The 9,210-nt window shown below is 73.5% G+C and carries 8 protein-coding genes; 4 read left to right on the forward strand and 4 right to left on the reverse strand.

What is annotated here, in order from left to right; all coding sequences use genetic code 11:
- Positions 1-506 (reverse strand): septation protein SepH (sepH, locus tag ACJOT3_RS28600; protein ID WP_406976229.1); only part of this gene is annotated, 506 nt, incomplete at its 3' end.
- Between the two features lie 595 nt (positions 507-1,101).
- Here sepH and ACJOT3_RS28605 point away from each other — a divergent pair.
- Positions 1,102-2,223: a hypothetical protein gene (locus ACJOT3_RS28605; RefSeq protein ID WP_406976230.1), complete on the forward strand. Its 1,122-nt coding sequence runs from the start codon at positions 1,102-1,104 to the stop codon at positions 2,221-2,223.
- A gap of 208 nt (positions 2,224-2,431) precedes the next feature.
- Here ACJOT3_RS28605 and ACJOT3_RS28610 read toward each other — a convergent pair whose 3' ends face one another.
- On the reverse strand, positions 2,432-3,730 hold the full coding sequence (locus ACJOT3_RS28610; protein ID WP_406976231.1) for a D-arabinono-1,4-lactone oxidase: 1,299 nt from the start codon (positions 3,728-3,730) through the stop codon (positions 2,432-2,434).
- A gap of 179 nt (positions 3,731-3,909) precedes the next feature.
- Here ACJOT3_RS28610 and ACJOT3_RS28615 point away from each other — a divergent pair, with 179 nt between their 5' ends.
- Both ACJOT3_RS28615 and ACJOT3_RS28620 read left to right on the forward strand, forming a co-directional pair.
- The gene (locus ACJOT3_RS28615) at positions 3,910-4,929 is read left to right on the forward strand and encodes a ferrochelatase (protein WP_406976232.1); all 1,020 of its coding nucleotides are present in this window, start codon (positions 3,910-3,912) and stop codon (positions 4,927-4,929) included.
- A 109-nt stretch (positions 4,930-5,038) separates the two neighbouring features.
- Positions 5,039-7,075, forward strand: a complete 2,037-nt coding sequence (locus ACJOT3_RS28620) for a S9 family peptidase (protein WP_406976233.1) — start codon at positions 5,039-5,041, stop codon at positions 7,073-7,075.
- Positions 7,076-7,118: 43 nt separating this feature from the next.
- On the opposite strand, the gene ACJOT3_RS28625 is transcribed toward ACJOT3_RS28620, so the two are convergent.
- Both ACJOT3_RS28625 and ACJOT3_RS28630 read right to left on the reverse strand, forming a co-directional pair.
- Positions 7,119-7,520 (reverse strand): GNAT family N-acetyltransferase, encoded by a 402-nt coding sequence (locus tag ACJOT3_RS28625; protein ID WP_406976234.1) that lies wholly within the window; start codon positions 7,518-7,520, stop codon positions 7,119-7,121.
- Positions 7,521-7,567: 47 nt separating this feature from the next.
- Positions 7,568-8,200 (reverse strand): VOC family protein, encoded by a 633-nt coding sequence (locus ACJOT3_RS28630; protein ID WP_406976235.1) that lies wholly within the window; start codon positions 8,198-8,200, stop codon positions 7,568-7,570.
- Positions 8,201-8,397: 197 nt separating this feature from the next.
- Between ACJOT3_RS28630 and ACJOT3_RS28635 the strand changes: the two genes are divergently transcribed.
- Complete coding sequence (locus ACJOT3_RS28635; protein WP_406976236.1) at positions 8,398-9,204, forward strand: inositol monophosphatase family protein; 807 nt, start codon at positions 8,398-8,400, stop codon at positions 9,202-9,204.
- Positions 9,205-9,210: the final 6 nt, after the last annotated feature.

A 9,210-nucleotide genomic window follows, 5' to 3' on the forward strand; every position in this document is an offset into this window, starting at 1 on the left:
AGCCAGTGGGCGACGCGTTCCTCGCCGCCGTCCAGGAAGACGAGCTTGAGCTGCCAGGTGCGGTCCTCGCGCTTCCAGGAGTCCCACACCGCGTCGCCGGTCTCCAGCTGGTGGGCCCCGATCCGGCGGGTGACCAGCTCCTCCAGGTTCCCTCCGGGGGCGGCCTCGCCGGCGATGCGCACCGCGGCGCGCTGGGCCTGCTGTGCGATGTACTCCCGTTCCTGGAGGACCGGCCCCTCGAACCAGCGGACCCGTTCGATGGGGATGCCGGAGATCTCGGAGATGGCCTCCGCTGTCTCACCGGACCGAATGCGGGCCTGGATTTCCTTGGGGCGCAACGGATTCTCCACTTCGATCTCGTACTGGCCGAGCCGGGAGAACTGGCCGCGTACTGCGGCGCGGAGGCGGTCGTCGACCGGGAGCATGAAACGGGTTCCACGGCCGGTGCTGGCCAGCACCAGATAGGTGCCGTCCTCACTCACGGCCACGAGGCGAAGCTCGTGCATCGCCCTCCCTTTCGCGTCCCGTCGAGGACAGGTCCTGCGACCAACCCCCGCGTTCTCCAAGTCTGGTCGGCCGACAACGGTTCGGCCACTACCGCGCCCGGCGCGCCCGAACATGTGTGCCCGCCTCCCGGTCCGCGGCGCACGTGGCCGCGGTGGGAGCGCCCCGGGCCGTCCCCGGGGTCCTCACGGTCGCTTCCTTTGCCAATCTTGGCACGCTGACCCTTCCACGACCGGGAGCTGTCACGGGGGAATGTCGCGGTTCCCGTGCGAAGGCTCCGCCGTGATGGTATCCCGCGCCCCCCGAATCGCCCCAGGCCCGGGAAAAACTCCGATCTCGGTCGCTTCATCGGGTAGGTGGATTCTCTCGGACGCAACTCGACACGCCGACGTCTGCCAGAGAGTGATGCATCTTCATTGATGGCGTTATCGGAACCCTGTCGCCCTTAGCCTTAGTTATCCGTACATGAGTCGTATGTGAACTTTGGGGTGTCTGGGGCCACATGCCCGACACACGCCCAGCCCGGAGCGCGGCGCGCCCTCTCGCGCGCCCTCCGGAGGTGACGGAAACAGGACGGAACACGAAGGGGGCGGCCGCATGGGGCGGACCGAACACCACGGGGGACCGGAGGCGGAAGAGGGTGAGGACACCGGGAAGAAGCGCATCGACCTGAGCCTGTCCCAGGTCGCCGGAGCGGGGGCGGCCACCCTCGCCGCCGCCACCGCGGCCTCCTACCTCAACGTCTACGGAACGGTCATCGGGGCGGCCGTCATGGCCACCCTGAGCACCGTGGTCAGCCCCTTCCTCCAGCACTGGTTCTCCCGCGGAGGCGACCAGGCGCGGCAGCTCGCCGAGAAGGCCGTCGGGCACACCGAGCCCGCGGGAACAGGTTCTCACCGCACCGGCACCCACCCCATGGACCCGCCGGGCACCGGTCCGGTGCCCGGGCTGCCGCCGACCGGGCCGATCCCGGGCCTGCCGGAGGAGCCCGACGCCACCCGCACCATGGCCATGCCGGTCCTGGGAGCGGACGCCCTGACCGAGCAGGGCCCGTCGGCCGGGCAGGCCCCGGGGGCGGACGCCACGGTGCGCATGTCCGCCGTCCCCGAGGACTTCGACGACTTCGATGGTCCCGCGGGTCCGGCGGACCCCGACGGTCCCTCCGACCCCGACGGCGCCCCCGGACAGGATCCGGCCCGGCGCGGATGGCGCGCCTACGCGGTGCCCGCCGCCGTCGTGTTCGGCCTGGCGATGCTCGTCATCCTGCTGTTCGAGCTGTTCACCGGCCGCTCGCTGACCGCGTGGACGCAGGGGCAGGACGAGCCCACCTCGCCCACCCTGTTCGGCGGCGGCACCTCCGGGCCCCCGGCCCAGGAGGGGGACGGAACCGACGACACCCCCGCCGACCAGGGCGGACAGGGCCGACAGCAGGAGGACGGCACCGGAGAGGGGACGCAGGATCCCGCGGACGAGCCCACCCCGTCCGACCCCTCCACCCCGGGTACCGAGCCGCCCACGGGGAACGACGGCGGGCAGACCGACCCGACCACCCCCGGGGACGGCGGCACCACCGACCCGGGCGAGGGCCAGACCGACCCCGGCACCGGGACCGGAGGCTCGGGTTCTGGCGGCACCGAGGGCTCGGGGAGCACGGGCGGCACCGGGGGCGGAGCCTCGGGCGGGACCGAGAACGCGGTCCCCGAGGTCCCCGTCGGCTGACCTCACCGGCTGACCTCACCGGCTGACCCCGCCGGCCCACCCCGTCCCCGTGGGCCGACCCCGCGCCCCGCGCACCACACGCCGTGCACCACACCCCGCACAGCACACCCGCACGGCCACACACCGCACCCCGCACACCACGACGGGCCCCGCCGACGGCGGGGCCCGCCCCTTTCACACGGTCACACGGCCCCGTCCCTCCCCGCGGTCAGCCGAAGACCCGGTCCAGGTAGTCGTTGCCGAACCGCCGCCCCGGGTCCACCCGGTCGCGCACCGCTAGCGCGTCGCCCAGGCGCGGGTACACCGACTCCATGTAGGAGCGGTCGCGGGTGTGCATCTTGCCCCAGTGCGGACGGCCGCCCACCGAGGTGAACACCGCCTCCAGGTCGGCGAAGTACGCCTCGTACGGCGTCCCCTTGTACATGTGCACCGCCACGTAGGCGGTGTCGCGCCCGTAGGCCGTCGACAGCCACACGTCGTCGGCCGGGGCGAACCGCACCTCCACCGGGAAGCTCACCCGGTGGTCGCCCGCGTCCACGATCCGGCGGGCCTCGCGCAGCACGTCCACCAGGTGTTCGGCCGGGATCGCGTACTCCATCTCCACGAACCGCACGTCCCGCACCGACGTGAACACCTTGTGGGACACGTCGGTGTAGGCGCGCGCGGACAGCGCCCGCGAGCTGACCTGGTTCACCGCCGGGACCGCGCCGGGGAAGCGGCGGCACACCCGGTTGACGCCCTCGAAAACGGTGTTGGACAGGAAGTCGTCGTCCAGCCACTCCTTGAACCGCGACAGCGGCCGCGCCGGACCCTCGGTGATGTTGTTGCGCTTGGTGTTGGTGTTGCCGGTGTGCGGGAACCAGTAGAACTCGAAGTGGTCGTTGTCGGCCCGCAGCTCCGGCATCCGCTCCAGCACCTCCTCCAGCGGCATCGGCTCCTCCCGCGCGTGCAGCAGGAACGCCGGGCGCACCGCCATCGTCAGCGCCGTCACCACGCCGAACGCGCCCAGGCCCACCCGGGCGGCGTGGAACAGCTCCGGCTCCCGCTCCGCCGAGCACTCCACCACGGACCCGTCGGCGAGCACGATTTCCAGGCCGACCACCTGGCCCGCCAGCCCGCCGGCGTCCCGGCCGGTGCCGTGCGTGCCGGTCTGCACCGCCCCGGCCACCGTCTGCACCGCGATGTCGCCCATGTTGGCCAGGCCCACGCCGCGCGCCGCCAGCGCGTCGTTGAACTCGCACAGGGGCAGCCCGGCCTCGACCGTGGCGGTGCCCGCCACCGGGTCGATCGAGCGCACCCTCGTCAGCGAGGTGGGGGAGAGCAGGAGCCCGTCGGTGACGGCCACGTCGGTGAAGGAGTGCCCCGACCCGACCATGCGGACCCGCAGGCCGTCCGCGGCGGCCGAGGTCACGGCCGCCGCGACCTCGGCGGTGCTGTTGGGGGAGGCGGTCCGCTTGGGGCGGGCCTGATAGGTGTCCGCCCACGTGTGCCACAACACATCTGTCATGCCAGGGGACATTACTCGCCGGTCACTTTTCTGGCCAGGGGGAGTATCCGAGCAGGACCAGGCGGAGTCCGGGGGGAGAAAAGCGCCGAAAGGTCCTGGTCGGGAGGAGGCCAACACCACAGACCCGCTGACCGGGGGGTGCGGCGCAGGGGCCCGGGGGAGCTGGTTTCATGAAATGCATGAGGCCTTACGACGCGTTTCTGCTGATCTCCTTCGGCGGCCCGGAGGGCGAGGACGAGGTCATCCCGTTCCTGGAGAACGTCACGCGCGGACGCAACATCCCGCGCGAGCGGCTCGCGGAGGTCGGTGAGCACTACTTCCTCTTCGGAGGGGTGAGCCCGATCAACCAACAGTGCCGCGACCTCCTCGCCGCCGTCACCGAGAAGTTCGCCGCCGACGGCATCGACCTGCCCGTCTACTGGGGCAACCGGTTCTGGGCGCCGATGCTCGCCGACACCCTCGAACAGATGAGGAAGGACGGGGTGCGGCGCGTGCTGGCGCTGCCCACCTCCGCCTACTGCAACTGGTCGAGCCGCACCGCCTACCTGGAGGACATCGACCGCGTCCGCGCCGCCCTGGGCGAGGACGCTCCCGAGGTCGACCTGATCCGCCCCTTCTACGACCACCCCGGGTTCGTCGAGCCCCTGGTCGAGCACACCCGCGCCGCCCTGGACGCGCTCCCCGCGCAGCAGCGCGAGGGCGTCCGCCTGCTGTTCTCCGCGCACTCCATCCCCACGAAGATGGCCGAGGAGAGCGGCGGCCCCGAGCTGGGCTTCGGCCCCGAGGGCGCCTACGGCTCCCAGCTCGCGGAGGTGGCCCGCCTGGTCGTGGACCGCCTCGACCGCGAGTACCCCTTCGAGGTCGTCTACCAGAGCCGCAGCGGCCCCCCCGGCCAGCCCTGGCTGGAGCCCGACGTCAACGACCGCATGGAGGAACTCGCCCAGGAGGGCGCGCCCGCCGTCGTCGTCATCCCGCACGGGTTCGTCTCCGACCACATGGAGGTCAAGTTCGACCTCGACGTGGAGGCCCGCCAGACCGCCGAGAAGCTGGGCATCGGGTACGAGCGCGCGCTCAGCCCCGGCACCCACCCGGCGTTCGTCGCCATGGTCTCGGACCTGGTCCGCGAGTACACCGAGGGAGGCGGGCCGCGGCGGTTGAGCACGGTGCCCCGGTGCGCCGGCTGCCGCTGCCGCGACTGATCCCAGGGGCCCCGGGCGTCACACGGGGCCCCTCGGTAAACACCGCTGACACCCTGAGGGGATAGGGTTCGACGAAGATCACCACCCACCCCTCTCAGGAGTCATCACCTTGGTCCGTTCCTGGTACGAACTGCCGGAATACGTCCGCCTGAAGCGGGTCAACGGGCTGCGGCTGTCCCCCGACGGAACCCGTCTGGTCGCACCCGTCAGCGGCATCGCACCCGATGCCAAGACCTTCCACAGCGCCCTGTGGGAGATCGACGTACGACCCGGATCCGAGGGCGGGGCCGCACCGCGCCGCCTGACCCGCGGCGTCAAGGGCGAGAGCAGCGCGGGCTTCCTGCCCGACGGCTCGGTCCTGTTCACCAGCGCCCGCCCCGACCCCGACGCCAAGCCCGAGGACAAGCCCAAGTCCTCCCTCTGGCTGCTGCCCGCCGACGGCGGGGAGGCCCGACAGGTCGCCTCCCGGCCCGGCGGCGTCGGCGCCTTCACCGTCGCCCGCGACAGCGGCCTGGTCGCCTTCACCTCCGCGACGCTGCCCGCCAGCCAGAACGGCGAGGACGACGCCGAGGCCCGCAAGGCCCGCTCGGAGGCGGGCGTCAGCGCGATCCTGCACGAGTCCCTCCCGGTCCGCCACTGGGACTCCGACATCGGCCCCGACCACCCGCGCTACCTCGTCGCCGCGCCGCCCGCCGACGCCGAGGCGCGCCTGGGCGAGGCCCGCGACCTCACCCCCGACGCCGGCAAGGCCCTGCTCAACGCCCAGGGCGCCCTCACCCCCGACGGCACCGTCCTCATCACCACCTGGGACGTGCCCATCGGCAAGGGCGGCCACCGCAGCGACCTCGTCGCGATCGACACCGCCACCGGTGAGCGCACCACCCTCCTCAGCGAGGACGGGTACGAGCTGGGCTCCCCGCTGGTCTCCCCGGACGGCCGCCGCATCGCCTACGCCCGCGGCTCCGAGGGCGACTACGACGGCGAGCCCCGCGCCTACGAGCTGTACGTGCTCGACCGGGAGAGCGGCGAGACCTCCCCGCTGCACCCGGGGCTGGAGCTGTGGCCCCGCGACCTGGCCTGGTCCGCCGACTCCTCGGCGGTCTTCATCGTCGCCGACGAGAACGGCCGCCGCCCGGTCTTCCGCGCCGACTTGTCCACCGGCGAGGTCACCCGCCTCACCGGCGACCACGGCGCCTACAGCGAGCTCAACCCGTCCCCGGACGGCCGGTACGTGTACGCGCTGCGCGACGCCTGGGACGCCCCGCCCGCGCCGGTGCGCCTGGACGCCGCCGCCACCGACGGCGAGCCCGTGTACCTGGACACGCCGGGCTCGGAGCTCACCGTGCCGGGCACCCTCACCGAGATCGAGACCACCGCCGACGACGGCACCCGGATCCGCTCCTGGCTGGTCCTGCCCGAGGAGGCGTCCGCCGAGGCCCCGGCCCCGCTGGTGCTGTGGGTGCACGGCGGCCCGTACATGAGCTTCAACGGCTGGTCGTGGCGGTGGAACCCGTGGATCCTCGCGGCCCGCGGCTACGCCGTCCTGCTCCCGGACCCGGCCCTGTCCACCGGCTACGGCCAGGACATGCTGCGCCGCGCCTGGGGCAAGTGGGGGCCGCGCGTGTTCGCCGACGTCATGGCGATCACCGACGCCGCCGAGGCCCGCGAGGACATCGACGCCGAGCGCACCGCCATGATGGGCGGCTCCTTCGGCGGCTACATGGCCAACTGGATCGCGGGGCACACCGACCGCTTCAAGGCCATCGTCTCCCACGCCTCCCTGTGGGGCCTGGACGCGTTCAACGGCACCACCGACTACCCGCCGGTGTGGGAGCAGGAGTTCGGCACCCCGCTGGAGCAGCCGGAGCGGTACCTGGTCAACTCGCCGCACCTGCACGCGCCGAACATCACCACGCCGATGCTGGTGATCCACGGGGACAAGGACTACCGCGTCCCCATCGGCGAGGGGCTGCGCCTGTGGCGCGACCTGCAGCTGTACGGGGTGGAGTCCAAGTTCCTGTACTTCCCGGACGAGAACCACTGGATTCTCACCCCGGGCAACGCCCAGGTCTGGTACCAGACGGTCTTCGCGTTCCTGGACCACCACGTCCAGGGCAAGGAGTGGGTCCGGCCCGAACACCTCTGACCGGTGCCCCGGGCGGCCGGCCCACCCCGGCCGCCCGGGCCCGTCAGGGCCGCCAGACGTACCGCACGTCGGGTTCGCGCTCCTCGTTGCGCGACCCGTCGGTCTCCTCCGCGGCCGTGAAACCGTGCCGCTCGTAGAAGCGCCGCGCGGACGCGTTGACCTGGAACGTCCACAGCTCCAGGCCGCGGGGGCGCCGCCGCTTCGCCAGGCGCACCAGCCGCTCGCCCAGGCCCCGGCCCCGCCACCCGGGGTCCAGGTAGAGCTGGTCCAGCGCGTCGCCGTCCAGGACGAGCAGCCCCACGACCCGGCCGTCCACGGTGCAGACCCAGGACTCGTGCCCGGGCACCACCACGTGCGCGAACCACGACCGGACCGCGTCGTCGCCGTGCGCGCGCCGCACCGCGGGCAGCGCCGTCGCGAAGGAGCGCAGCCACACATCCGCCATGGCCTCCGCGTCGGCTGCCAGGGCCCTCCGCAGCACCGGCCCGCCGTTCATCGGGCCCGCGGGGCGCCGAGCACGAAGGACAGCCCCTCGGCGGAGCGCAGGCGGGTCACCCCGTCCTCCCGCACGACCGCGCCGCCCCGCTCGCGGGCGGGTCCGGCCAGGGCCGCGGGGTCCCGGTTCGCGAGCACGAGCTCCCAGGCGGGCGCGGTGTCCCCGCGCACGATGGAGGCGCCCCGCGGCACCCCGCCCAGGACACGGGTGTAGAAGTCCGCCGCCCGCTCCGGCTCGGCGCAGGCCAGGAGCATCCTCCGGGGCCGCGTCCACCCCCGGAAGGACCGGCCCTCCCACAGGGACACCACCGCCCCGGCCGGGTCGACCAGCGTGGACACGCGCCCCTGGTCCCCCGCGTCGAACGGTTCGACGACCACCCGCGCCCCCGCGGCCTCGGCCGCCGCCGTGCGCCCGTCGGCGTCGTCGACCGCGACGTAATAGGCGGTGTGGGCGGGCAGGCCCGGAGGGTACGGCGGCAGGGACAGGTCGCTCACGCCGCCGATCCGCACCCCCTCCGCGTACACCGACGTCGCCCGGCGGGGGTCCTCCTCCGCCACCGCGCACTCCCAGCCGAGCAGGGCCGCGAGGAAGTCCGCGGTCGCCCCGACGTCGTGTGTCTTGAGATCCATCCAGCAGAACATCGCGGCCTCGTTCCCTCGGGTGTCCGAACCGTCCTACCGACGGCGACGGCGGCGGGCAAGGGGTTTTCCGCGGACCCTCCCCGAAGCCGTCCGCGCCCGGCGGGTGCGGGCTGGTGTCGGGCGGAGTTCACCCGGGCGGCGTAGAGTGCGGACCGACCCCACATCCGAAGGCGGAAAGCGGAGCAGTGACCGGCATCCACACCACACCCGACCCGAGGGACCTGCGCGACCTGGCCGTACGGGTGGCGACCGAGGCGGGTGAGCTCGCGGCCCAGGGGCAGGCGGGCGTCACCGTCCTGGACACCAAGTCGAGCCCCACCGACGTCGTCACGAAGATGGACCGGGCCACCGAGGAGCTCATCCGCTCCCGCCTGCTGGCGGCCCGCCCCGGCGACGCGATCCTGGGCGAGGAGGGCGGGGAGGAGGGCGCCGGCGCGGTGCGCTGGGTGGTCGACCCCATCGACGGCACCGTCAACTACCTGTACGGGCAGCCGGACTGGGGCGTGGCGATCGCCGCCGAGGTCGACGGCACGGTGGTCGCGGCGGCGGTGAACATCCCGCGGCGCGGCGAGCTGTACGAGGCCGTGCTGGGCGAGGGCTCGCGGTGCAACGGCGAACCCCTCCAGGCCCCGCCCGCGGTGCCGCTGGCACAGGCGCTGGTGGCCACCGGCTTCGGCTACTTCGCCGAACGCCGGGTGCAGCAGGCGCGCGTGCTGGCCGGGGTCGTCCCGCACATCCGCGACATCCGCCGCGGCGGCTCGGCCGCCGTGGACCTCACCGGGCTGGCGGCGGGGCGGTCCAACGCGTTCTACGAGCGCGGACTGAACGAGTGGGACTGGGCCGCGCCCGGCCTGATCGCCTCCGAGGCGGGCATCAGGGTGGGCGGCCCGCACGGCGGCCCGCCCGCCAACGACCTGGTCATCGCGGCCCGCCCGGAGCTGTACGACGCGCTGGACGCCCTGCTGGCGCCGCTGGGCGCCGACCGCGACTGACGGCGG

The sequence above is a fragment of the Nocardiopsis protaetiae genome (assembly GCF_045446735.1).
Lineage (GTDB): Bacteria > Actinomycetota > Actinomycetes > Streptosporangiales > Streptosporangiaceae > Nocardiopsis > Nocardiopsis protaetiae.

Coding starts and splice junctions, on each gene's coding strand:
- ACJOT3_RS28605 (WP_406976230.1), top strand. CDS start 1,102: ATGGGGCGGACCGAACACCACGGGGGACCGGAGGCGGAAGAGGGTGAG.
- ACJOT3_RS28610 (WP_406976231.1), bottom strand. CDS start 3,730: ATGACAGATGTGTTGTGGCACACGTGGGCGGACACCTATCAGGCCCGC.
- ACJOT3_RS28615 (WP_406976232.1), top strand. CDS start 3,910: ATGAGGCCTTACGACGCGTTTCTGCTGATCTCCTTCGGCGGCCCGGAG.
- ACJOT3_RS28625 (WP_406976234.1), bottom strand. CDS start 7,520: ATGGCGGATGTGTGGCTGCGCTCCTTCGCGACGGCGCTGCCCGCGGTG.
- ACJOT3_RS28630 (WP_406976235.1), bottom strand. CDS start 8,200: ATGGATCTCAAGACACACGACGTCGGGGCGACCGCGGACTTCCTCGCG.